The organism is Crenobacter cavernae (genome assembly GCF_003355495.1).
Lineage (GTDB): Bacteria > Pseudomonadota > Gammaproteobacteria > Burkholderiales > Chromobacteriaceae > Crenobacter > Crenobacter cavernae.
In genome coordinates, this window is record NZ_CP031337.1 from 2,390,633 (window position 1) to 2,413,720 (window position 23,088).

General features: G+C 66.8%; 25 protein-coding genes. 5 read left to right on the plus strand and 20 right to left on the minus strand.

Annotated elements, in window-relative coordinates; genetic code table 11:
- Nucleotides 1-57 precede the first annotated feature (57 nt).
- Nucleotides 58-1,260, plus strand: coding sequence for an acetyl-CoA C-acyltransferase (locus tag DWG20_RS11655; protein ID WP_115433974.1), 1,203 nt, complete (start codon nt 58-60; stop codon nt 1,258-1,260).
- A 159-nt stretch (nt 1,261-1,419) separates the two neighbouring features.
- Here the strand turns inward: DWG20_RS11655 and DWG20_RS11660 are convergent, their stop codons facing one another.
- Both DWG20_RS11660 and DWG20_RS11665 read right to left on the minus strand, forming a co-directional pair.
- On the minus strand, nt 1,420-2,940 hold the full coding sequence (locus tag DWG20_RS11660; RefSeq protein ID WP_115433975.1) for a PilZ domain-containing protein: 1,521 nt from the start codon (nt 2,938-2,940) through the stop codon (nt 1,420-1,422).
- 61 nt (nt 2,941-3,001) lie between these two features.
- Nucleotides 3,002-3,901: a LysR family transcriptional regulator ArgP gene (locus DWG20_RS11665; RefSeq protein WP_115433976.1), complete on the minus strand. Its 900-nt coding sequence runs from the start codon at nt 3,899-3,901 to the stop codon at nt 3,002-3,004.
- A 103-nt stretch (nt 3,902-4,004) separates the two neighbouring features.
- On the opposite strand from DWG20_RS11665, the gene DWG20_RS11670 reads away from it, so the two are divergent.
- On the plus strand, nt 4,005-4,625 hold the full coding sequence (locus DWG20_RS11670) for a LysE/ArgO family amino acid transporter (protein WP_245944715.1): 621 nt from the start codon (nt 4,005-4,007) through the stop codon (nt 4,623-4,625).
- 55 nt (nt 4,626-4,680) lie between these two features.
- On the opposite strand, the gene prmB is transcribed toward DWG20_RS11670, so the two are convergent.
- The 10 genes from prmB to DWG20_RS11720 form a co-directional block, all read right to left on the minus strand.
- Nucleotides 4,681-5,616 (minus strand): 50S ribosomal protein L3 N(5)-glutamine methyltransferase, encoded by a 936-nt coding sequence (prmB, locus tag DWG20_RS11675; RefSeq protein WP_115433977.1) that lies wholly within the window; start codon nt 5,614-5,616, stop codon nt 4,681-4,683.
- Nucleotides 5,617-5,697: 81 nt separating this feature from the next.
- On the minus strand, nt 5,698-7,074 hold the full coding sequence (locus tag DWG20_RS11680; RefSeq protein ID WP_115433978.1) for a phosphomannomutase/phosphoglucomutase: 1,377 nt from the start codon (nt 7,072-7,074) through the stop codon (nt 5,698-5,700).
- A gap of 82 nt (nt 7,075-7,156) precedes the next feature.
- Nucleotides 7,157-8,182, minus strand: coding sequence for an anthranilate phosphoribosyltransferase (gene trpD, locus DWG20_RS11685; protein WP_115433979.1), 1,026 nt, complete (start codon nt 8,180-8,182; stop codon nt 7,157-7,159).
- 137 nt (nt 8,183-8,319) lie between these two features.
- The gene (locus DWG20_RS11690) at nt 8,320-8,889 is read right to left on the minus strand and encodes an aminodeoxychorismate/anthranilate synthase component II (protein WP_115433980.1); all 570 of its coding nucleotides are present in this window, start codon (nt 8,887-8,889) and stop codon (nt 8,320-8,322) included.
- A 160-nt stretch (nt 8,890-9,049) separates the two neighbouring features.
- Nucleotides 9,050-10,513 carry an anthranilate synthase component I gene (gene trpE, locus DWG20_RS11695; RefSeq protein WP_115433981.1) on the minus strand — a complete coding sequence of 488 codons (1,464 nt, stop codon included), beginning with the start codon at nt 10,511-10,513 and terminating at the stop codon, nt 9,050-9,052.
- Between the two features lie 131 nt (nt 10,514-10,644).
- Entirely contained in the window at nt 10,645-11,310 is a 666-nt protein-coding gene (locus tag DWG20_RS11700) for a phosphoglycolate phosphatase (protein ID WP_115433982.1), read from the minus strand.
- 33 nt (nt 11,311-11,343) lie between these two features.
- Nucleotides 11,344-12,009, minus strand: coding sequence for an anti-sigma factor (locus tag DWG20_RS11705; protein WP_115433983.1), 666 nt, complete (start codon nt 12,007-12,009; stop codon nt 11,344-11,346).
- Nucleotides 12,006-12,560, minus strand: coding sequence for an RNA polymerase sigma factor (locus tag DWG20_RS11710; RefSeq protein ID WP_115433984.1), 555 nt, complete (start codon nt 12,558-12,560; stop codon nt 12,006-12,008). The genes DWG20_RS11705 and DWG20_RS11710 overlap by 4 nt, the downstream gene beginning before the upstream one ends.
- Nucleotides 12,561-12,665: 105 nt before the next feature.
- Nucleotides 12,666-13,217 (minus strand): fasciclin domain-containing protein, encoded by a 552-nt coding sequence (locus DWG20_RS11715; protein WP_115433985.1) that lies wholly within the window; start codon nt 13,215-13,217, stop codon nt 12,666-12,668.
- Between the two features lie 93 nt (nt 13,218-13,310).
- Nucleotides 13,311-14,237 (minus strand): LysR family transcriptional regulator, encoded by a 927-nt coding sequence (locus DWG20_RS11720; protein WP_115433986.1) that lies wholly within the window; start codon nt 14,235-14,237, stop codon nt 13,311-13,313.
- A gap of 110 nt (nt 14,238-14,347) precedes the next feature.
- Between DWG20_RS11720 and DWG20_RS11725 the strand changes: the two genes are divergently transcribed.
- Genes DWG20_RS11725 through DWG20_RS11735 form a run of 3 tightly spaced genes read left to right on the plus strand, consistent with a single transcriptional unit; the run spans nt 14,348 to nt 16,824 of the window.
- Nucleotides 14,348-15,121, plus strand: coding sequence for a ferredoxin--NADP reductase (locus DWG20_RS11725; RefSeq protein WP_115433987.1), 774 nt, complete (start codon nt 14,348-14,350; stop codon nt 15,119-15,121).
- 18 nt (nt 15,122-15,139) lie between these two features.
- Entirely contained in the window at nt 15,140-15,889 is a 750-nt protein-coding gene (locus tag DWG20_RS11730) for an electron transfer flavoprotein subunit beta/FixA family protein (protein ID WP_115433988.1), read from the plus strand.
- Nucleotides 15,889-16,824, plus strand: a complete 936-nt coding sequence (locus DWG20_RS11735) for an electron transfer flavoprotein subunit alpha/FixB family protein (protein WP_115433989.1) — start codon at nt 15,889-15,891, stop codon at nt 16,822-16,824. The genes DWG20_RS11730 and DWG20_RS11735 overlap by 1 nt, the downstream gene beginning before the upstream one ends.
- Nucleotides 16,825-16,899: 75 nt before the next feature.
- On the opposite strand, the gene DWG20_RS11740 is transcribed toward DWG20_RS11735, so the two are convergent.
- The 8 genes from DWG20_RS11740 to DWG20_RS11765 form a co-directional block, all read right to left on the minus strand.
- The gene (locus DWG20_RS11740) at nt 16,900-17,472 is read right to left on the minus strand and encodes a nucleotidyltransferase family protein (protein ID WP_220271950.1); all 573 of its coding nucleotides are present in this window, start codon (nt 17,470-17,472) and stop codon (nt 16,900-16,902) included.
- Entirely contained in the window at nt 17,469-18,446 is a 978-nt protein-coding gene (locus DWG20_RS11745) for an XdhC family protein (protein ID WP_115433991.1), read from the minus strand. The genes DWG20_RS11740 and DWG20_RS11745 overlap by 4 nt, the downstream gene beginning before the upstream one ends.
- 22 nt (nt 18,447-18,468) lie before the next feature.
- A complete protein-coding gene (locus DWG20_RS16265) occupies nt 18,469-18,603 on the minus strand; it encodes a c-type cytochrome (protein ID WP_220271951.1) in 135 nt (44 codons plus the stop codon).
- Between the two features lie 21 nt (nt 18,604-18,624).
- Nucleotides 18,625-19,716, minus strand: coding sequence for a c-type cytochrome (locus DWG20_RS11750; protein ID WP_220271952.1), 1,092 nt, complete (start codon nt 19,714-19,716; stop codon nt 18,625-18,627).
- Entirely contained in the window at nt 19,713-20,186 is a 474-nt protein-coding gene (locus DWG20_RS11755) for a (2Fe-2S)-binding protein (RefSeq protein WP_220271953.1), read from the minus strand. The genes DWG20_RS11750 and DWG20_RS11755 overlap by 4 nt, the downstream gene beginning before the upstream one ends.
- Complete coding sequence (locus DWG20_RS11760; protein WP_220271954.1) at nt 20,186-21,559, minus strand: molybdopterin cofactor-binding domain-containing protein; 1,374 nt, start codon at nt 21,557-21,559, stop codon at nt 20,186-20,188. The genes DWG20_RS11755 and DWG20_RS11760 overlap by 1 nt, the downstream gene beginning before the upstream one ends.
- On the minus strand, nt 21,559-22,194 hold the full coding sequence (locus DWG20_RS16270; protein WP_220271955.1) for a hypothetical protein: 636 nt from the start codon (nt 22,192-22,194) through the stop codon (nt 21,559-21,561). The genes DWG20_RS11760 and DWG20_RS16270 overlap by 1 nt, the downstream gene beginning before the upstream one ends.
- Nucleotides 22,195-22,326: 132 nt before the next feature.
- Nucleotides 22,327-23,088, minus strand: coding sequence for an SDR family NAD(P)-dependent oxidoreductase (locus tag DWG20_RS11765; RefSeq protein ID WP_115433992.1), 762 nt, complete (start codon nt 23,086-23,088; stop codon nt 22,327-22,329).

Here is a 23,088-nt window from a genome sequence, read left to right on the forward strand (position 1 = left end):
ACAGGACAATACGCCCGGCCGGTCGCCGAGGCCGGCCGGGCAGCAGGAGAACACCAAATGACCAAGCAAGTTCAGGAAGCTTACATCGTCGCGGCGACCCGCACGCCGGTCGGCAAGGCGCCGCGCGGCATGATGCGCCACGTGCGTCCGGACGACATGCTCGCCCACGTGATCAAGGGCGCTTTGGCGCAGGTGCCGACGATCGATCCGGCGCTGATCTCCGACTGCGTCGTCGGCTGCGCCTTCCCTGAGGCGGAGCAGGGCCTCAACATGGCGCGTATTGGCGTGCTGCTCGCCGGCCTGCCGAACACCGTCGGCGGCCTCACCATCAACCGTTACTGCTCTAGCGGCATCAATGCGGTGCAGATCGCCGCCGACCGCGTGCGCATGGGCGAGGCCGACGTGGTGATCGCCGCCGGCGCCGAGTCGATGTCGCTGGTGCCGATGATGGGCAATAAGGTCGCGTTGAACCCGGAAATCTTCGCCAAGGACGAGAACTACGCGATCGCCTACGGCATGGGCCTGACCGCCGAGAAAGTGGCTCAGCAGTGGAACGTCAGCCGCGAAGACCAGGACGCGTTCGCGGTCGAATCGCATCGCCGCGCGCTGGCCGCGATCGAAAGCGGCGCGTTCAAGGCGGAAATCTCGCCGCTCGACGTGACCTACCGCATTCCTGACCTGGAAACCGGCGAAGTCCAGCATGTCGCCAAGACGCTGGACACCGACGAAGGCCCGCGCCTCGACACCTCGCTCGAGGGCTTGGCCAAGCTGAAGACCGTGTTCGACGCCAAGGGCTCGGTGACCGCCGGCAACAGTTCGCAGATGTCCGACGGCGCCGGCGCGGTGATCATCGTGTCGGAAAAGGTGCTCAAGCAGTACAAGCTGACACCGATCGCGCGCTACGTGACCTTCTCGGTCAAGGGCGTGCCGCCGGAGATCATGGGGATCGGCCCGAAAGAGGCGATCCCGGCCGCCTTGCGCCAGGCGGGCTTGTCGCTGTCCGACATCAAGTGGATGGAACTGAACGAAGCGTTCGCCGCGCAGGCGCTGGCGGTGATCCGCGACCTCGACCTCGATACTTCGATTATCAACCCGCACGGCGGCGCGATCGCGCTCGGCCACCCGCTGGGCGCGACCGGCGCGATCCGCGCGGCGACGCTGATCCACGGCATGAAGGGTCGCGGCGAGACCGGCTACGGCATGGTGACGATGTGTATCGGTACCGGCATGGGCGCCGCCGGCATCCTGGAAATCCTGTAAGACTGATCCGACCGGGACGGGGCGGTCGCGCAAGCGGCAATCCTGTTCCGGCGCTGTTTGGCCCGCCTTGATGGCGGGTTTTTTTCTGCCTAGGAGTCTCTTGGAAAAGAAAACGCCCGGCAAGGATCGCCGGGCGTTAAGGTTGAACTAGCCTTGCGTCTACAGGCGGGCGAGCGTGTCGAAGTCGCTGTGCGAGCAGTCGCCGAATGGCTGCAGCGGCTCCTTCAGGCGGATCTGGTAGGACTGGCCCTGAACCGTGAGCACCAGCTCGCGGTGCGGCTCGGCCAAGCCTTTGGGCAGCAGGAACCAGCGTTTCCCGTCCGCCGAGTTCGGCTGCGTGATATAGAGGCCGTTCTGCGGGTCCATGTCGGGCAGCGCCGGGTCGGTCAGCGAGACGCCGATCGGAGAGTGGCCGAACAGCTCGACGCCGACGCGCGCATTGCCCGAGTTCTCGCGCGAGATGCGGCGGATCACGCCGAGCCGCGGGTTGCTATCCTGTTCGCGCATCATCAGCAGGCGACCGAGCGCCAGTTTGTCGAGGTGGCGTCCGAAGTAATTGAGGCCCATGCCGGTCTGGCTGACGTCCTGGAGGCGCCATTCCTCGGAGCCGTCCTCGCCGGTCGGGTAGGCGTTTTGCACCTTGGCGAGGAAGGCGATCCGTTCGAAGCCGACGTCGACGGCGACGCTCTTCATCTGCGGCGAACGTTCGGATTTGCGCAACGACAGGCCGCCGTCGCGCGCCCAGCGCGTCGCGAGCTTGGAGCACAGTTGTACCCACTCGTTCTGGCTGAACCTGAGCCGGGTCTGCGTCAGGATGGACGGCAGCCCCTTGTCGAGGTCGAGCATGATGTCGGCGAGCCGGTTGGCCAGCGGCTGGCCCGACCAGTAGCGCACTCCACGGCCGAGCGTGCCGCGGCGCATCGGCTGCGGCGCGGCCGGTGTTTCGAGATTGAGCAGAAAGACGGGTTCGTCGACCAGGTTCGGCTGTTTCTCGAGCCGGGTGCAGCCTGCGAGGCTGTACAGCAGCCGCTCGACCGCGACGATCTCGGCCGGGCGCAGGTTGTCGGTCTGCGCCAGCTGCAGCATCGCGCCGCGCAACAGGATGTGCTCGCAGGTGGTCTCTTCGCGGTCGCTCTCGTAGAGCTTGAGGGGCTGGCGGTCGCAGCCCTGTTCCTCGGCCGACAGGTAGAAGCGGTAACCTTGCTGCCACAGCAGGCCGTCGGAGTTCAGGTAGCTGAGCGCGTTCCATAGCGTGAGCCGCATCTGGTGGTTCAGCGCGCGCGCGGTCGCCAGCCGGATGTCGGCGGCGAGCACGGCCTGCGGGTTGCCCTGGTGAAGCTTCAGGCAGATCGAATAGGCCTTCGACAATTCCTGCAGGTAGGCGAGAATGCTCGGCAGAAAGCTTTTGACGCCGGCTTTGCCGGCGAGGAAATCGTCGCACAGGTGTTCGTGGATGACATGGGCGCGCTCGTCGATATAGAGCAGCGTCTTCAAGCGTTCCTTGAGCGAGATGTCGGTTTCGGCGTTGATCTTGGCGATCGACTTGACAATCTCGACCAACGCGCCCGCGTACTCCGCCTCGGGTAGCTCGTTGACGAGCGTCGTGGCAGATTGTGCGATGGACGATTGCGGCCCGTTGCGGTTGACCAGTGAGCTGACCAGCTTCTTTAAGTCAAACATGACCTTTAATTTCTTCTGTAATTTGTTGTCATCTTATGCCAGCTCGCCGGCGGGGTAAATCCTAGTGTGCCATCGGCAGCAGGGCCGCGCCGGCAGATCGCGCGAGCTCGGTGGCGAGTGCTCGCATCAGCCGCGATTCGCCGCGCCAGTGGTGCCAGTAGAGCGCGAGGTCGATCGTATGATTCGGGTCGAGGTCGACGAGTTCGCCGCGCGCCAAAGCGGCTCCGGCCATCGTCGCCGGCACCATGCTCCAGCCCAGCCCCAGCCGTACCGCCTCGAGGATGCTCTGCGGCGACGGCAGCGTCAGGCGGGGGTAGTCGCCATGGTAGTCGGCGACGCGCGCGAGGTACTCGGTCTGCATGTCGTCCTTGTTGCTGAACACGATGGCCGGCGCTTGGGCGAAGCATTCGGCGCGCACGCCGTCGGGGAAGTGGCTTCGCACATAGGCGGGCGATGCCATGCCGTGATAGCGCATCACGCCCAGCGGTTGGCACTCGCCGCCCTGGATCGGTTTTTCGCGCGTGCTGACGCAGGCGAGCACATGGCCCTGGCGCATCAGCTCGAGCGTGTAGTCCTGGTCGTCGAGCACGACGTCGAACAGCACGCGATGCGCGAGGCAGACCGGCGCGACCGCCTCGAGGAACCACGTCGCGAGGCTGTCGTTGTTCACGCCGATCGCGATGCGCGTCCAGCCGGCGCCCTGCGTCTGGCTTTCGAGCGTGTCGAACAGTTCCGACTCCAGCAGGTGGATCTGCCGGTAGTGCTGCAGCAGCCGGCGGCCGAGCGCGGTCGTGCCGACCGGCAGCGTGCGCGTCAGCACGGGTTGGCCGAGCCTCTCCTCTAGCTGGCGGATGCGCTGCGACACCGCCGATTGCGTGATGAACAGCCGGTCGGCCGCCTTGTCGAAACCGCCGCTGTCGACGACGGCGGCGAGCGCTTCCAAGTGTTTCGGATCGAGCATCTCATATTATCAGTAATGCTGATATCTCATCATGACAATGAATTTAACTTAATTCAGCATTCCGGCTACCTTGTCGACATCGAGACCACTTCCGGACGCCATCATGGACTTCGCCGTCTACCTTTCCGCCCTCGGCATCACCGCCAGCCAGATCGTCGGCATCGGCCCGCAGAACGCCTTCGTCATCCGCCAGGGCATAGGCCGCAGCCATATCCTGCCCATCGTTGCGATCTGTATCGCCTGCGACATCCTGCTGATTTCCGCCGGCGTGCTCGGCATGGGCGGCTGGATCTCGGGCCATCCCTTGCTGATGCGCTGGGTGGTGTGGCTCGGCGCCGCCTTCATCGCCTGGCTCGGCGTGAAGTCGCTGCGCTCGGCGTTCACGCCGAAGAAGCTCGACAGCGCCGGCGAAGTCGAGCGCGAGAAGCGCACCGCGGTGCGCAGCATCCTGGTGGTGACGCTGCTCAACCCCTATGTCTGGCTCGATACCGTGGTGCTGATCGGCAGCGTGTCGTCGGTGTACGGCGCCGCCGGCAAGCTGTCGTTCATCCTCGGCGCGGCGAGCGCGTCCTGCCTGTGGTTCCTCGGCATCGGCCTCGGGGCAGGACGGCTGGCGCCGTGGTTCGAGTCGGAAAAGAGTTGGCGCGTGCTCGACGGCGTGATCGCGGCGGTGATGTTCTTTACGGCGACGCTGCTCGTCGTCAATTTCGGCCTGCCCGGCTGAGCGGTCTTTATCCAAAAACCAAGCCCGGCCAGATGGCCGGGCTTTTTTGCAGCGCTTACTCGGCGGCGGTCTCCTCTTCAGAGGGTTGGCCGAGCCCCGCTTCGACCAGATCTTCGCGCGTCAGCAGAAAAACGAAGCCGTCGCCGCCGCTGGTCTCGAGCCAGACGAAGGGCAGCTGCGGGTAGGCGGCTTCGAGCACGTCGCGGTTGTGGCCGATCTCGACCAGCAGCACGCCCTTCGGATTGAGGCGGTCGGCGGCCGTCTCGAGGATGGCGCGCGTGTGGTCTAGGCCGTCCTCGCCCGAGCCGAGCGCCATCTCGGGCTCGTGGCGGTATTCGTCGGGCAGTTCGTCCATCGAGTCTTCGTCGACGTAGGGCGGGTTGGACACGATCAGGTCGTAGGTCTCCTCGATGCCCTCGAACAGGTCGGTGTGGATCAGCTGCACGCGCTCTTCGAGGCCGTAGTCCCGCACGTTGACGCTGGCGACTTCGAGCGCGTCGAGCGACAGGTCGACCGCGTCGACGTCGGCGTCCGGATAGTGGTGCGCGAGCTGGATCGCCAGGCACGCCGAACCGGTGCACAGGTCGAGCGCGCGGTGAACGAGTTCCGGATGCTCGATCCACGGCGTCAGCGGCGCGCCCAGGAGCTCGTAGATGAAGGAGCGCGGCACCAGCACGCGTTCGTCGACGTAGAAGCTGAAGTCGCCCTGCCACGCCTCGTGCGTCAGGTAGGCGACCGGCACCTTCTCGACCGCGCGGCGCTCTACGAGTTCGAGGACGTCTTTGACTTCCCGCGGCAGCAGCTTCGCGTCGAGGAAGGGTTCGAGCCGGTCGACCGGCAGGTTCAGCGTCTTGAGGACGAGGAAGGCGGCTTCGTCGTAGGCGTTGGTCGTGCCGTGGCCGTAGAAGATGCCGGCTTCGTTGAAGCGCGATACGGCAAAACGCAGCAGGTCGCGCACGGTGACGAGGGTGTCGGCGGCTTGGCTGTACATGGGGTTTCCTTGAATGACAAAGGTTGGCCGAGTCTTGCTTGCAGCGTCTCGGCCAACCTTGATGTTTATCCGGGGGCGGGTTTAAAACGGCAGCTTGGCGCGGGTCTCGGCCGCGAGAACGCGGCGGAAGTCGGCCTTGATGCGTTCGAGCGCCTGCTCATCGTCGGCCTCGAAGCGCAGCACGATCACCGGCGTGGTGTTCGACGCGCGCGCCAGGCCGAAGCCGTCCGGGTATTCGACGCGCAGGCCGTCGAGGGTGATGACCTCGTCGGCGCCGTCGAAGGTGGCGCTTTTCTGCAGGCGGGCGATCAGCGCGTGGTTGTCGCCTTCCTTCGCCATCTTCAGGTTCAACTCCGGCGTCGAGATCGCGTTCGGCAGCGCGTTCAAGAGTGCGCTCGGGTCGTCGACGCGCGACAGGATTTCCAGCAGGCGTGCGCCGGCGTACAGACCATCGTCGAAGCCGTACCAGCGTTCCTTGAAGAACACATGGCCGCTCATCTCGCCGGCGATCAGCGCGCCGGTCTCCTTGATCGCCGCCTTGATGAAGCTGTGACCGGTGCGCGCCATCACCGGCTCGCCGCCGTTGTCGCGGATCCACGGCGCCAGCAAGCGAGTCGATTTCACGTCGTAGATCACCTTGGCGCCCGGGTTGCGCTCGAGCACGTCGGCGGCGTAGAGCATCAGCTGGCGGTCGGGCCAGATGATGGTGCCGTCCTTGGTGACCACGCCGAGGCGGTCGCCGTCGCCGTCGAAGGCGAGGCCGAGTTCGGCGTCGGTCTTCGCGAGCGCGTCGATCACGTCCTTCAGGTTCTCGGGCTTGGCCGGGTCCGGATGGTGGTTCGGGAAGGTGCCGTCGACCTCGCAGAACAGCTCGCGCACGCGGCAGCCGAGGCGGCGGTACAGCACCGGCGCGAACGCGCCCGGCACGCCGTTGCCGCAGTCGACGACGATGTTCATCGCACGCGTCAGCTTGATGTCGCCGACGATGCGCGAGAGGTACGCCTCTGCGATGTCGTGCGTGCGGTACTCGCCTTCGCCGTCGACGAAGTCCTGGTCGTTGATGCGCTCGTAGAGCGACTGGATCGCGTCGCCGGCCAGCGTGTCGCCGGCGAGCATCATCTTGAAGCCGTTGTAGTCGGGTGGGTTATGGCTGCCGGTGACCATCACGCCGGACAAGGTGCCCAGTTCGTGGGCGGCGAAGTACAGCATCGGCGTCGCGACGCGGCCGACGTCGATCACGTCGACGCCGGTGGCGCGGATGCCGTCGGCCAGCGCCTCGGCGAGGTCGGGGCCGGACAGACGGCCGTCGCGGCCGATCACGATCGCCTTGACGGCTTTCGAGCGCGCCTCGCTGCCGATCGCGCGGCCGATCAGGCGGGCGGCATCGGTCGTCAGCGTCTTGCCGACGACGCCGCGGATGTCGTAGGCCTTGAAGATGTCTTTGGATAGGGTCGCCATATTCGGATGGGTCCTGGTATCTAGCCTAAGAAGAGGGAGGGCAGTCGGCCAACCTTGCAGGTTAGCCGAGCGTATTCGGGACTTACAGCGAGCGGCCGTAGGCGACCAGCTCGTCGAGCTTGGCGCGGGCGGCGCCGCTGTCGATCGCGGCGCGCGCGCGCTCGATGCCTTCGCCGATGTCGGCGGCGACGTCGGCGGCGTACAGCGCGGCGCCGGCGTTGAGCAGCACGATGTCGCGGTGCGGGCCTTCATCGCCTGCGAGCACCGACAGCACCATCGCGCGCGATTGCTCGGCCGTGTCGACGCGGACCGGCTTCAGGTCTTCGATCAGTGGGAAGCCGTAGCGCGTCGGGTCCAGCTCATATTCGGTCACCTGACCGTCCTTGAGTTCGGCGACCAGCGTCTTGTCGGCGGTCGTGATCTCGTCGAGGCCGTCGCGGCCATGCACGACGAGCACGTGACGGCTGCCGAGTTGCTTCAGCACGCGCGCCTGGATGCCGACGAGGTCGGGGTGGAACACGCCCATCAGCTGGCATTCGGCCTGCGCCGGGTTGGTCAGCGGCCCCAGGATGTTGAAGATGGTGCGCACGCCGAGTTCCTTGCGGATCGGCGCGACATGGCGCATCGCGCTGTGGTAGTTCGGCGCGAACATGAAACCTGCGCCGACCGTGTCGATTGCTAGCCCGACCTGTTCCGGCGTCAGATCGAGCCGGATGCCGAGCGATTCGAGCACGTCGGCGCTGCCCGAGCTCGACGACACCGCGCGGCCGCCGTGTTTGGCGACGCGCGCGCCGGCCGCCGCGGCGACGAACATCGTCGTCGTCGAGATATTGAAGGTATGCGCCTTGTCGCCGCCGGTGCCGACGATGTCCAGCAGATGGGTGCGGTCGGCGACCGGCACCGGCGTCGCGAACTCGCGCATGATCGTCGCCGCGGCGGCGATCTCCGACACCGACTCGGTCTTGACCCTGAGGCCGACCAGGATCGCGGCGATCAGCACCGGGGACACCTCGCCCTTCATGATCTGGCGCATCAGGTCGAGCATTTCGTCGTAGAAGAGTTCGTTCTGGTCGATCAGACGGTTGAGGGCGGCCTGGGGCGTGATCATTGCAATCCTTGTGGGGGTTTTCTTGAATTCGGTCAGCGGCGCGGCGTTTCAGGTCGCCGCACGGGCGTAGCAGGCGCCGAGTAACGTTGCCGTCGCGGCCATGGCCAGCGTCACAAGCCGCGCCGGCGTGCGACGCATCAAGCGAATTCCTTCAGAAAGTTCGACAGCATCGCGTGGCCGTGCTCGGTCAGGATCGACTCGGGGTGGAACTGCACGCCTTCGACCGGCAGCGTCTTGTGGCGCAAGCCCATGATCTCGCCGTCGTCGGTCCACGCGGTCACTTCGAGGCAGTCGGGCAGGCTCGCGCGCTCGACAACCAAGCTGTGGTAGCGGGTGCACGTCACCGGGTTGGGCAGGCCGCGAAACACGCCGACGTCGTTGTGGCGCACCGGCGAGGTCTTGCCGTGCATCAGTTGCTGCGCGTGGACCACCTTGCCGCCGAAGGCCTGGCCGATGCTCTGGTGGCCGAGGCAGACGCCGAGCAAGGGGATTTCGCCGGCGAAGCGTTCGATCGCAGCGACCGACACGCCGGCCTCGTGCGGCGTGCACGGACCGGGCGACACCACCAGATAGTTGGGCTTCAGCGCGGCGATTTCGTCGAGGGTGATCTCGTCATTGCGGAACACCTTCACCTCCTGGCCAAGCTCGGCGAAGTACTGCACCAGGTTGTAGGTGAAGCTGTCGTAGTTGTCGATCATCAGAAGCATGATTCAACAGATCCTTGAATGCGTTTGGCGTGGGCAGGGCGAACTCTCCGGTGCGTCTAGGCGCGCGGAGTGGATGCTGCGGCTGCCAAAAATATTATCCTGCGATGCCTCGTCCCCCACAAGGACAACGATGTGCGAGGGGCGAGGAGAAGAGGGGCGATCAGGCGTCGAGCCCTGCCTGCACCAGTTCGGCGGCGCGGATCACCGCGCGCGCCTTGTTCTGCGTCTCGAGCCATTCCGACTCGGGCACCGAGTCGGCGACGATGCCGGCGCCCGACTGCACGTACAGCGTGTCGTTCTTGATCACCGCGGTGCGGATCGCGATCGCGAGGTCCATGTCGCCGCTAAAGCCCAGATAGCCGACCGCGCCGCCGTACACGCCGCGCTTGGTCGGTTCGAACTCGTCGATGATCTCCATCGCGCGCACCTTGGGCGCGCCCGACAGCGTGCCTGCCGGAAAGGTCGCCTTCAGGATCGAGATGTTCGATACATCGGGGCCGACGCGGCCCTCGACGCTCGACACGATGTGCATCACGTGCGAGTAGCGCTCGATCACCATATTGTCGGTGACCTTCACGCTGCCGGTGTCGGCGACGCGGCCGATGTCGTTGCGGCCTAAGTCCATCAGCATCACGTGTTCGGCGATTTCCTTAGGGTCGGCCAGCAGCTCCTCGGCCAACCTTGCGTCCTCGTCGCGCGTCTTGCCGCGCACGCGCGTGCCGGCGATCGGGCGCACCGTCACGGTTTCGTTCTCGCGGCGCACCAGGATCTCGGGCGAGGCGCCGACGACGTGGAAGTCGTCGAAGTGGTAGAAGAACATGTACGGCGACGGGTTCAGGCTCCTGAGCGCGCGGTAGAGCGCCAAGGGCGACTCGGTGAAGCGCATGCTCATGCGCTGCGCGAGCACGACCTGCATGATGTCGCCATCGACAATGTATTGCTTGGCCGACTCGACCGCCCGCTTGAACGGCTCTTCACCGTATTCGGAGCTCGCTTGGGTTTGGGTGCCCGGCAGCGACAGCGGCAGCGGCACCGGTTCGCGCAGCTGCTTGCGCAATTGTTTGAGGCGCGCCTCGGCCTTGCCCAAGGCGTTGGGCACCGCCGGGTCGGCGTAGACGACCAGATAGAGCTTGCCCGACAGATTGTCGACGACGGCCAGTTCCTCGGACAGCATCAGGAGCATGTCCGGTGTGCCGACCGGGTCGGGCTTCTCGACGCCGGCGAGCTTGGGCTCGATGTGGCGCACGGTGTCGTAGCCGAAATAGCCGACGAGGCCGCCGGTGAAGCGCGGCAGGCTGTCGACCGGCGGGGTCTTGAAGCGCGCCTGGAACGCCTCGATGAAGGCGAGCGGGTCGCCCTCGTGCCGTTCGATCACCTTGTCGCCGTATTCCACTTGCACTTTACGGCCGTCGACGCGTACGCGCGTCGTCGCCGGCAGGCCGATGAACGAGTAGCGGCCGAAGCGTTCGCCGCCGACCACCGATTCCAAGAGGTAGGAATACGGCTGGTTGGCCAGTTTCAGGTAGACCGACAGCGGCGTGTCGAGGTCGGCGAACAGTTCGAGCGTGACTGGGATGCGGTTGTAGCCGGCGGCCGCGAGTTGTTCAAACGTCTGCGGAGTCATGGATTCTCCCAATAAAGCCAGTGGTTGCGTGAGGTCTTGTGGTGGCGAGGCTCAGCGTTGCCATCGCCAGCTGGCCGGGTTGGGAAGAAATTTCATGATGACGTCGTTGTTTTCTCGGGTTGGGTCGCAGCTCAGGTATTTTTCAACAAATCGTACAGTTCGACAAGGTTGCCCACCGTCGCGTCGGCGTCGCCGTCGGCGAGGCTGCCGTAACCGTACGACACCGCGACCACCGGGCAGCCGGCGGCGCGTGCAGACAGCACGTCGTTGATCGAGTCGCCGACCATCGCGAGTTTTTCCGGCGCGACGCCGAACACCTCGGCGGTGTGCACGAGCGGCAGCGCCGACGGCTTTTTCTCGGGCAGCGAGTCGCCGCCGAGGATCAGGCTGAAGTGCTCGGCCAACCCCAGTTGTTCGAGCAAGGGCACGGCGAACGCGGCCGGTTTGTTGGTGACGACCGCCAGCGGCAGGCGTTTTGCGCGCAAGAGCTGCAGCGCCTCTGCGACGCCCTCGTAGGGGCGGGTCAGGTCCGCGAGGTGTTCCCGGTAGTAGCGGGCGAAGAAGGCGAGGCCGGCCTCCCACTGCGAGACTTCGGCGACGCCGTCTTTTTCGTCGGTGAGGGTGCGGTGCACGAGCTTCGCGAGGCCGTCGCCGACGTGGCTGGCGACGCGCTCGGCGGACAGCTGGGCGAGGCCGAAGTGTTCGCGCATCGCGTTGGCCGCGGCGGCGAGGTCGGGCAGCGAGTCGACCAGGGTACCGTCCAGGTCGAAGGCGAGGGCTTCAATCGATGAAAGCATGGTGTCGGGCGGCCCGGGAACGGCGCCCGGGCTTCAAATGTGATCGAGGACGCCAGTATATACGATAGGCCCGGTCGGCTGGCCGTGCGGCGCGCCGCCGGGCGGCTCGACGCTGACCGCGAGGCCACGGGCGTCGGCGAGTTGGGCCGCATCGCCGGCCAGCGGCCGGGCCGCGTCGCCGATCACGCCGAGCGAGCGCGGCGCGCCCTGTTTGGGCAGCGCCCACAGTTCGAGTACCCGGTCGCCCGGCGGCGTGTCGCGGGTCAGCGCGCCGGCGTAGAGCTCGCCCGTGTCGGCGTTGCGGCTGACGACCAGCATCGGCGTGCCGCCGGCGTTCTGCAGCACGGCGAGCGGCGTCGGCACGGTGCGCGGTGCCAGCATCGGCGTTGCGAGGAAGACGAGGAGCAGTGCGCTCGCGAAGCCGCCGAGCGCGAAGCTCCAGCGCGACAGGAAGCCGGACGCGCTGTTCTGCCAGCCGAGCCGGTGCTCGATGCCGCGCCACAGCGACGCAGGCGGTGCGATCGGCGCGATCGCGGCGTCCAGCGGGGCGAGCGCAGCGTCGATCGCGGCGACCTCGGCGGCGAGGCTTGGATGGGCGGTCAAGAGGCGCTCGAAGCGGCGCCGCGCCGCGCCGCGGAGGGTGCCGGCGACGTAGCGGGCCGCGAGCGGACGGCGGCGTTGGGGTGTCAGGTAGTTCATAGCGCCCCCACGCAGTCTTTCAGATGGTCGAGCGCCCGACGCAGCCAGCTTTTCACCGTGCCGATCGGCGCGGCGAGCGTCCGGGCGATTTCCTGGTGACTCTGGCCGTGGAAATAGGCGAGCACCACGCTCTGGCGCTGCCCGGCCGTCAGGTGTTCGAGACAGCCGTTGAGCCTTGCGGCTTCTTCCTTCGACGACAGCGTCGGCAGCGGCTCGAGCGCGTCGCTCGCGGCGAGCTCGGCCAACCTTCCCCCGCTATCGGCGTCCTGGGGCATCTCGGTGCGCCAGCGGTCGATCACCCGGTTGCGCACCATGCGCGACAGCCACGCCATCACCGGCGCGCGGTCGGCGCGGTAGCTCGCCGCGTGCTGCCAGACGCCGACGAAGGTGTCCTGCACGATGTCTTCGGCGAGCGCACGGTTGCGCGTCTGCTTCAAGGCCAGCGCGAACAAGCGCGGCGAGGTCGTATCGAACAGGCGCTTGAACGCCTGCCGGTCCCCCAGCGCCACGTGCGCCATGCAGGCCGCCAGTTCGGAATCGTTTGCCGTCATCGGGATGGCTTTTTAGGAGGCTGTCATTCCGATGATGGACAGCTTTTGCGCGAAAAACAAATAAGGCGGACGGTGCGCGTCCGCCTCCCCTTTCTGCAAGCGCCGTCAGCCAGGCAGCAGCACCTTGTCGATGACGTTGATCACGCCGTTCTTCTGCTTGACGTCGTAGGTGCTGATGCTGGCGACGCCGCCTTTCTCGTCCCTGACGACGATGTTGTGCGGGCCGTTCATCATGAACCACAGCCGGCCGCCGCTGGCGGTCTTGAGCTCGGCCTTGCCGCCGCCGGCCTTGATCGCGCGCGACAGCGCCATCATGCCGTAGCGTCCCGGCACGACGTGGTAGGTCAGCACGGTGCTCAGCGTCTTCTTGTTTTCGGGTTTCAGCAGCGTGTCGACGGTGCCGGCCGGCAGCGCGGCGAACGCGGCGTTGGTCGGCGCGAACACGGTGAACGGACCCTTGCCCTTGAGCGTGTCGACGAGGCCGGCGGCTTTCAGCGCGGTGACGAGCGTCGTGTGGTCGGCCGAGTTCACGGCGTTGTCGACGATGTCCTTGCTCGGAAACATCTGCTGGCCGCCGACCATCACGGTGGATTCGGCGAAGGCGGCGCCGCCGGCGACGAGGCTGGCGGCGATGACAAGACGGGTCAGCGTTTTCATGGCGATCTCCCGGTGGGGGTGAGTGGAAAGCAGCGAGGCTGCACTCACTACTACGCGGGAGGCCGACGAACGGATGCAGGCCGCCGCAAAAAATCACGCGATGAAGGGCAGGTTGATCTCGTCGCTGCGCGTCGCGTCGCCGGTGATGTCGCGGCACAGTTCGAGCAGCGCGCGCACGCCGGCGCTCGGGTATTTCTGCTTGTGCGTCAGGAAGTGGAACTGGCGCGTCAGGTCGACGCCGGGCATCTCGAGCGGCACCAGGCTGCCGCGGCGGAACGCCTCCTTGAGCGCCAGCCGCGAGATACAGCCGATGCCGAGGCCCGACTCGACCGCGCGCTTGATTGCCTCGGTGTGTTCGAGTTCGAGCCTGATGTCGAGGCCGGTCAGCCAATGGCGCATCGCGTGGTCGAAGGTCTCGCGCGTGCCCGAGCCCGGTTCGCGCAAGATCCACGCTTCGCTCGCGACGTCGGAAGGCTCGAGCGGCCCGCGGTTCGCGAGCGGATGGTTCGGCGCGGCGAACACCACCAGCTCGTCGGTGACCCACGGCTCGGCGACGAGGTCGGGGTGCTGGCAGTCGCCCTCGATCAGCCCGAGGTCGAGCTCGAAGTGCGCGACCTGGCGCACGATCGTCGCGGTGTTGTGCACCTCGAGCCGCACCCGGCACTCCGGGTGGATCTGCAGAAAGCGGCCGATAATCAGGGTGGCGAGGTAGTTGCCGATGGTCAGCGATGCGCCGACGTTCAGCGGGCCGAAACCGTGGTGGCCGTCGAGTAGCGCCTCGAGTTCGCGCGCGCGGTCCAAGAGCTCGCCGGCCTTGGGCAGCAGCATCTCGCCCTGCGCGTTGAGCTTGAGCCGTTTGCCGATGCGGTCGAACAGCCGGGTGTCGAACTGACGTTCGAGTTCCAAGAGCGCCGTACTCGTCGCCGACTGCGATAGCGACAGCACCTCGGCGGCGCGGCTCGCGCTCTCGATGCGGGCGACGGCGACGAACACTTCCAGCTGGCGCAAGGTGAATTTCATGTCAGGCTTTCATATCTAGTAACTAGATAAGCAATATCGAAACAATCTGATTATCGGATATTCGCTGCGATATTAAAATCTGTGTAAACCCAACTAATGGGAATAAAGCGATGGTAGACAGCGCAAGATACACCACAGAGACGATCAGCGACTGGCACGCGTGGACGCCTAAGCTGTTTTCCTTCCGCACCACGCGCCCTGAAGGCTTCCGTTTCGTGCCCGGCCAGTTCGTCCGGCTCGGCGTCGAGAAGGCGGACGGCAGCGAGGTGTGGCGGCCCTATTCGATGGTGTCGGCGCCGCGCCACGACTACCTCGAGTTCTACTCGATCGTCGTGCCGCACGGCGAATTCACCACCGAGCTGTCCCGGCTGGGCGGCGGCGACAAGGTGATGGTGAACAAGGTGCCGCTCGGCTTCCTGACGCTCGACCGCTTCCAGGGCGGCAACGAGTTGTGGATGCTGTCGACCGGCACCGGGCTCGCGCCGTTCATCTCGATGCTGTACGAGGCCGACGCGTGGCGGCGTTTCGAGAAACTGGTCGTGGTGCACTGCGTGCGCGAGTCGGTCGAGCTCGCCTACCGCAAGCTGATCCCGACGCTCGCGTCCGATGCCGGCGTGCCCGAGTTGGCCGAGCGCCTGATCTACGTGCCGGTCGTCACGCGCGAGGCGCTGCCCGGCGCGCTTGGCCATCGCGTGACCCGGCTGATCGAAGACGGTGAACTCGAGGCGCACGTCGGGCTCAAGTTCGATCTGGAGCGCTCGCGAGTGATGATCTGCGGCAACCCGGAGATGGTCGACGATACCCACTCGCTGCTCAAGACGCGCGGTTTCGCGCTGTCAAAACGCGCGGCGCCGGGGCAGATCGCGGTCGAGCAATACTGGTAAATACACACAGGATTCAAGATGAAGATACTGGTCGCCGTGAAAAGAGTCGTCGATCACAACGTGACGGTGCGCGCCAAAGCCGACGGCTCCGGCGTCGACGTCGGCAACGTGAAGATGAGCCTCAACCCCTTCGACGAGGTCGCGCTAGAGGAGGCGATCCGCCTGAAGGAAACCGGCCGAGCGAGCGAAGTGCTCGCGGTAAGCTTAGGCGAAGCCGCCTGCCAGGACGTGCTGCGCCACGCGCTGGCGATGGGCGCCGATCGTGCGCTCTTGGTCGAAACGTCGGCCGAGCTGCAGCCCTTGGCGGTCGCGAAAGTACTGAAGGCTATCGCCGAGCGCGAGGTGCCCGACCTCGTCATCCTCGGCAAGCAGGCGATCGACGACGACGCCGGCCAGGTCGGCCAGATGCTCGCCGCCTTGCTCGGCTGCGGGCAGGGCATGTTCGCGTCGGAGATCGAGCTGGTCGACAAGCGCGTCGAGGTCACGCGCGAGATCGACGGCGGTAGCGAGACGGTGTCGCTCGCGCTGCCGGCGGTCGTCAGCGCCGATCTGCGGCTCAACGCGCCGCGCTTCGTCAAGCTGCCGAGCCTGATGATGGCGAAGAAGAAGACGATCGAATCGAGTTCGCCCGAAGAGCTCGGCGTCGACGTCGCGCCGCGGCTGAAACGCGTGAAGGTCGCCGAACCCGCGCCGCGCCAGACCGGCGTGAAGGTCGCCAACGTCGAAGAACTGATCGCAAAACTGCGTAACGAAGCGAAGGTGCTGTGATGACCGTATTGATCCTCGCCGAACACGACGGCCAGAAACTCAGGACCGCCACGCGCCAGGCGGTGAGCGCCGCGCAGGCCTTTGGTCTGCCGGTGACGCTGCTGCTGTTCGGCGCCGACCTGCGCGCCGTTGCCGAAGAAGCCGCTCGTGTCACTGGCGTGTCAGAGGTGAAGCGCATCGAAGCGCCGCACCTCGCGCACGTGCTGCCCGAGGACGTCGCGCCGACCTTGGCCGAGCTGGCGCGCGACGCGCGTGCTCTCGTCGCCGCGCACACGCCGTTCGCGAAGAACATCCTGCCGCGCGTCGCCGCCTTGCTCGACGTCGCGATGCTGTCCGACGTGGTGCAGATCGAGGCCTGCGGCCGCTACGTGCGGCCGATCTACGCCGGCAACCTGCTCGCTACCGTAGAGAACCCCGAACCGGTGCAGCTCGTGACGGTGCGCGCGACGGCGTTCGCCGCGGCGGGCGACGGCGGCTCGGCAGACGTCGAGTCGCTCGCCGCGCCGGCGCCGAACGCCGGCCTGGCCGAGTGGAAGGGCGAATCGCTCGCCGTGTCCGGGCGGCCGGACCTCGCGAGCGCGCGCGTGGTGGTGTCGGGTGGGCGGTCTCTGGCGAGTGCCGACCAGTTCGATGCGCTGCTCGGCCCGCTGGCCGGCAGGCTCGACGCCGCGCTCGGCGCGACGCGCGCCGCCATCGACGAGGGTATCGCGCCGAACGACTGGCAGGTCGGCCAGACCGGCAGTGTCGTCGCGCCCGAACTGTATATCGCTATAGGCGTGTCCGGCGCGGTACAGCACCTGGCCGGCATGAAGGACAGCAAGGTGATCGTCGCGATCAACCGCGACCCCGACGCGCCGATCTTCCAGGTCGCCGACTACGGCCTCGTCGCCGACCTGTTCGACACGGTGCCCAAGCTTAGCGCGGCGCTGGCCTGAAGCTCGGCCAACCTCGTCTAATTAAAAAAAACCGCCTTCAAGGGCGGTTTTTGTTTATGGGATCCGTCGTCGCGTTCAGCCCGATGAGAGCCGTTTCAGGTCACCGGGGGTATCGACGTCGACCAGCACGCCGGCGTCGTCGACGTCGACGCGGATCACGCAGTTGGCGTGAGCCTGCAGCACCGGCCGTGCGCCGACGTCGCCGGTCAGCGCGGCAAGTTCGGCAAAGTAGGCGCGGCCGAAGCCGACCGGGTGGCCACGTTGGCCGAGGTAATAGGGCGCGACGATGGACGAGGGCGTCGCCAGTTCATCGGCCAGCGTCTGGATGGTGTCCGGGCGAATCGCCGGCATGTCGGCGAGCGCGACCAACCAGCCGGAAGCGTCGGGGCGCTGCGCGACGCCGTGCGCGAGGCTGTGGCCCATGCCGAGCGCGGCGTCGGGCGCGCGGGTTACGGAAAAGCCGAGCGACGAGAGCTCGGCCTCTAGTGTCACGTCGTCGGCGCCCAGCACGATCAGCGTGTCGTGCAGCGCGGTCTGCAGCGCGCACGCGGCATGCACGATGAGCGGCGCTTCTTCGAGCGCCGCCCGGCGCTTGTCGGCGCCGAAACGGCGCGACCGGCCGGCCGCGAGCAGGATGCCCGCGATCAACTGACCCCCACGACGCAGCTCGAGCCGGCGGTCACGCTGACCGCCCGGTTACGCAGCAGGATCAGTTCGGCGAGGATGGACACCGCGATCTCGGCCGGCGCGCGGCTGTGGATCGCCAGACCGATCGGCGCGTGCAGACGGGCTAGCTGCTCTTCGCTCACGTCGAGCGTCAACAGCCGTTCGCGCCGCGCCTGGGTACTCGCCTGCGAGCCGATCGCGCCGATGTAGAACGCGTCGGTCTTGAGCGCCTCCATCAGCGCCATGTCGTCGACCTTGGGGTCGTGGCTCAGCGTGACGATCACCGTGCGCGGGTCGGGCTCGAGCGCGAGCACCGCGTCGTCGGGCATGCCGTCTAGCCACTCTACGCCGTCGACCTGCCAGTTGCGGCGCTGCTCTTCGCGCGGGTCGTTCAGATACACGGCGAAGTCGAGCGCCGGCGCCATCCGCGCGAGGTACTCGGACACCTGGCCGGCGCCGACGATCAGTAGCCGCCACTGCGGACCGAACACTTGCATCAGTTGCGTCTCCGTGAAGGTGAAGGCGTGGTTGCCTTTCGCCGTTTCGATGCGCGCCCGACCGGTGGTGAGCTCGAGCGTGCGCTTGACGAGGGTACGGGTCTTGATCGCGGCTAGCAAGGGCGTCAGCGACGCCGAGTCGGGCACCGGTTCGATCACGAGTTCCAGCGTGCCGCCGCACGGCAGGCCGAAGCGGCGCATCTGTTCGGCACTGAGGCCGTAGCGCGCGACTTCGACCCGCTCGGGGAAGGCGCAGGCGAAGCGGCCCATCAGGTCGTCTTCGATGCAGCCGCCCGACACCGATCCGGTGAAGTCGCCCGCGTCGCTGACGGCGAACAAGGAGCCGAGTGGGCGCGGCGCCGAGCCCCAGTTGCGCGCGACGGTGACCAGCGCGACGCGCCGGACTTTGTCGAGCCAGCGGATCGCGCTCTCGAGCACCTGGACGTCGACCGCGTTCATCGCGCGGCCCTTTGCTTCGGGCTCATTTGCGCAGCGCTTTCACCTGTTCGAGGCTCACGTCGGCAGGCATCCCGCCCCAGCTCGCGCGCAGGAAGTTGGCCAGTTGCGCCAATTCCTGGTCGGACAGCTGCTTGGCGAAGCCCGGCATCGCCTGCATGTTTTCCAGGCCCGGGAAGCGCTATTCTTCGATGCCGTCGAGCGTCGCGACGATCAGGTTGCGCGCATCTTTCAGGCGCACGGTCGAGTTGCCCTTCATCGCTACGGCGACGTGCGGTTTGCCTTCGCCCTGGCCGCCGTGGCAGCCGGCGCACACCGCGGTGCACACCTGGCGGCCGGCCTGCAGCTCGGCCGCGTCGGCGGCGACCGGTCTGACCGGTTGCGGTGCCGGCGGCTTGTCGCCCAACAGGTAGGTGCTCATCGCGCTGAGGTCGGACTTGCTCAGGTGCTGCGTGGAGAGGTGCACGACCGGGTACATCTCGCCGTAGGCCGAGCCTTGCGGCGCGAGGCCGGTCGCGAAGAAGGCGTTCAGGTCCTTCAGCGTCCAGCCGCGCGCGGCCAGGCCCTCGGGCGTGATGTCCGGCGCGCCGATGCGGTCAAGCGTGTTGCCCTGCAGCTGGCGCGAGAAATCCATCTGCCCGCTGAATTTGCGCGGCGTGTGGCATTCGGCGCAGTGGCCGAGCACGTTGCTCACGTAGCGGCCGCGCTGCCAGCTGGCCGAGCTGCCGGCAGAGACGTCGGGCTGCTTGTCCTCGACGAACAGCGCCTGCCAGAACCACAGGCCGGCGCGGATGTTGAACGGGAAGGACAGGCCGTTTTCGAGATTGGGCTGCGCGACCGGCTTTTGCGCCATCAGGTAGGCGTAGATCGCGTCGCTGTCCTCGCGTTTCATCGCGCGGTACGAGGTGTACGGCATCGCCGGATAGAGCCGGTGGTCCGGCGTCACGCCGTCGGTCATCGCGAGGTAGAAGTCGTCCGAACTCCAGCCGCCGATGCCGTGTTCCTTGTCCGGCGTGATGTTGGTGCCGTGGATGGTGCCGAACGGCGTGTGCAGCGGGTAGCCGCCGGCGAACGGCGCGCCGTCCTTCGCGGTGTGGCAGGCGGCGCAGTCGCCGGCGCGCGCCAGGTAACGCCCGCGCGCGACCTGCTCGGCCGACGCCGGAACCTCGGCGTTGGCCGAGCCTTGCGACGACGCGCCGCAGCCTACAAGCGCCGCGCCGATCAGACCGGCGAGCGCGAGTTTCAGCATGGTGTTCTTGAAGCGGACCATCATTTTCCCCCTTTCACGAGACCGGGGGTGCTCAGCACCACGTCCTTCACCGCCTCGAAGTAGCGCACGTAGCCGGTGCAGCGGCAGATGTGCTCGTTCAGCGCCTCGGTGATGGTCTCCTCGACCTTGTCTTTCTCCACCGGTTCGCGCTTGAGCTTTTCGACGAGCACGGTCGCCGCATTGACGAAGCCCGGCGTGCAGTAGCCGCACTGGAAGCTGTAGTGGGTAAGGAAGGCCTGCTGCACGGCAGACAGCTCGACCACCTCGCCCTTGTCGTTGCGGCGGGCCAAGCCCTCTACGGTGCGGATGGTCTTGCCGCCGAAGAAGTGCGCGCCGGTGATGCAGGTGCGGATCTCCTCGCTCGTGCCGTCTTCCCTGTCGTGGATCAGTACGCACGCGTGGCAGACGCCCTGGCCGCAGCCCAGGCGCGAGCCGGTCAGGTTCAGGTATTCGTGCAGAAAGTCGATCATCATCAGCCCTTCGGGGACGGCGATCGGGCCGACCTTCTGGCCGTTGACGGTGAGAGAGAGCGGCTGGGTCTTGATGCTGATGCCAAGGCCTCCTGGATTTTTTCGGGGGTGAGCGGCAGGTCGGCGAAGCGGTGACCGGTGGCGTTCGCGACGCCGTTCACGATGGCGGCGACGACCGGAATCATCACCACCTCGGCGATGCCCTTGGGCGGGTCGGTCTCGGTGATCGGCGGCAGCACTTCGCCGGTCTGCTTCCACACGGCGACATCCTTGGCGCGCGGCAGGTGGTAGCGGTTGAAGTTCCACGTGCCGTTGCCCGGGCCGTCTTCGTACAGCGGCAGATATTCGTGAAGCGCGTGGCCGATGCCCATCGCGACGCCGCCCTGCAGCTGGCCGGACACCAGTTGCGGCGGTAGCTGGCTGCCGCACTCCATGATCGAGTGGTGGTTCAAGAGTTCGACCTTGCCGCTCGCCTCGTGCACCGCCAGTTCGACCAGCGTGCCGACCGCGCTGTAGTAGGTCACCTCGGCGTTGTTGAGCTGTACCGGCGGCACGTAGACCTTCTTGCGGTCGAGCACGTGGTAGCCGCCCTGGGTCGACATCTTCGCCTTGCCGTCGCCGTAGCGCAGCGACAGGCCGTCGATCGGCAGGCGCGTGAGCTTGCCGCCGATCTCGAACTCGGCCTCGCTCCACTTCCAGCGGTTGAACACGTGCACGACGGCGCCGGTGACGAGGCCGAGCTCGTGCGCCTTCTTTGCGATGCGCTCGAACGGCAGCGCCTCGAGGCCGCCGGCCGACAGCTTGCCGTCGACCCAGCGCGCGTCCTCTACGCGAACCACCAAGGGACTCGCCTGGCCGCCCATGATGCCTTGGCTCCAGATCTCCATCGCCGCCGGCCACAGGCCGTGCATGAACACGACGCGCGCCGCTTCGCGGGTGCTGTGCGTGTAGTAGTACGCCGAGTTGGTCGCGCTCGCCGGCGAAGCGTAGGCCGGCGACCAGCGAAGGTTGGCCGAGAGCTTGTCCTGTTCGGTCTGGCTCATGATGTACGGGTTGCCGCTGGTGACGACCGGCAGGCCGGGCCATTCGATCACCGAGGTGAGCACCTCGCCCGCGGGTCGGCCGAGCCACTTGGCGCACGCGATCGCCTGCGACGTGCTCATGCCGGTGCCGATCTCGGCGCCGGTGTGGAACAGCCGGAGGGTGCCGTCCGCGGCGATCTCGACCTTGGCGAACGACGACTCCGAGCCGGTGCCGAAGTCCTTCTGCACGCAGGCGAAGCCGACGCCGTAACGTTGGCCGAGGTGTTTGGCCTCGAACTCGGCCTTGTTCTTCGCGCGGCCCGCCCACAGCGGGTGCGCCTTGGCCTTCTGCATCACCTCGTCGGCACGACCATGTGCAGCGCCTGCTTGGCGGCGTCGTACCAGCAGTTGGCGTTGTCCGGCTCGAGCGCAGCGGTGTCGACCGATTGCGTGCTGTAGTCGCGCTCGAACACCAGCCAGTCGGCCGGCGGCTTGTCGAGTTCTTGCTGGATCTGGCCGGCGTGGAACATGCCCTGTTCGCCGATCTGGCCGTGGCCCTTGCCGTCCGGCCACACCGGCTGGCGCTTGCGCATCATGCTCGGGAAGATCGGCGCGTCCTTCAGGCTGGAGAACGCGTCGTCGTCGAACGGCGTCTTGCCGCCGACGCGCACGAAGCGCCACGACGCCCACGGGTCGCGCTCGAGCGGGCCGGTCTCATTGCCGTAACGGATGATCTCGTCGTGGAACTGCAGCTTGTCCTTCGCGAAGCGGAAGCGCGCGAAGTCGTGGTAGATCAGGATCGCGACCGCGTGACCGAGGTAGGCCGGCGTCTTGCCGGTCGGCAGCAGCATGTCGTCGCCGTAGAACGCCGGGAACTTAAGCCCGTCGCGCGCGAGGTCGTCGGCGGTGACGACGCGGTCGGGCTTCAGTTCGTCGCCTAAGAGCGACAGGTCGAAGCCCTCAATCGCCCTGTCCAGGCGGGCCGGCATGGGCGATGCTTGCGGCTATCTATTGAAAATTAGTAGAGGATTTTAAATCTGTCTTCCGAAAAATCCGTCATTTTGCTGCATGTGAAGCAAAATGACGGACGAGACGGCGGGAATTGCAAGGGTAAACCCTTGTCATGAGGAGGGGTGGCGTGCGCGGATGTCGACGACCGGCTCGAGGCCGAAGTCGGGAGCGGCGAGGAAAGCGGCGATGGCGCGGGCCGCGTCGGCGGGCTGTGAGAGCGCGCCGTCGGCCTTCAGCGCGGTAAAACGCGCGCGGTTCGGGAAGTCGGCCGGGTCTGTGGCGCGGATCGCAGTTTGCATCGCGGTGTCGATCACGCCGGGGTAGAGCGACACCAGGCGAGCGCCGTTTGGCTGTGCAGCCTGTTCGACCGCGACGGTGCGGGTGAAGTGGTCGAGCGCGGCCTTGGAGCTGCCGTAAACGCCCCAGCCGGGGTAGGGCTTGGCCGCCGCGCCCGACGAGATATTAAGCACCCTGCGCTCGACGTTGGCCGAGGTCAGGGCCAGGAAGGCGTCGGTCAGCGCGACCGGCGCCAGCAGGTTGACCGCGTACGCGGCGATCATCTCGCCTGTCGGGTAATGGCCGGCCTGCGCGACCGGCGTGACGACGCCGGCGTTGTTGATCAGCGTCAGCGCGGCAGGATGGTGCTTGTCGAGCAAGGCGAGTGCGGCGCGGCAGTGCTCGGCCAACCTTGCCGTATCGCCGAGGTCGGCCTCGATAAAGGTCCAGCGGTCCGGGTAGCGCTCGGCCAACGTTTGCGTATCGGGCGTCGCATGCCGGGCGAGGCCGACCACGGCGGCCCCTTCGGCAAGCAGCGCCGCGGCGAGCGCGGCGCCGAGGCCGCGCGACGCGCCGGTAACGATCGCGCCGTGCAT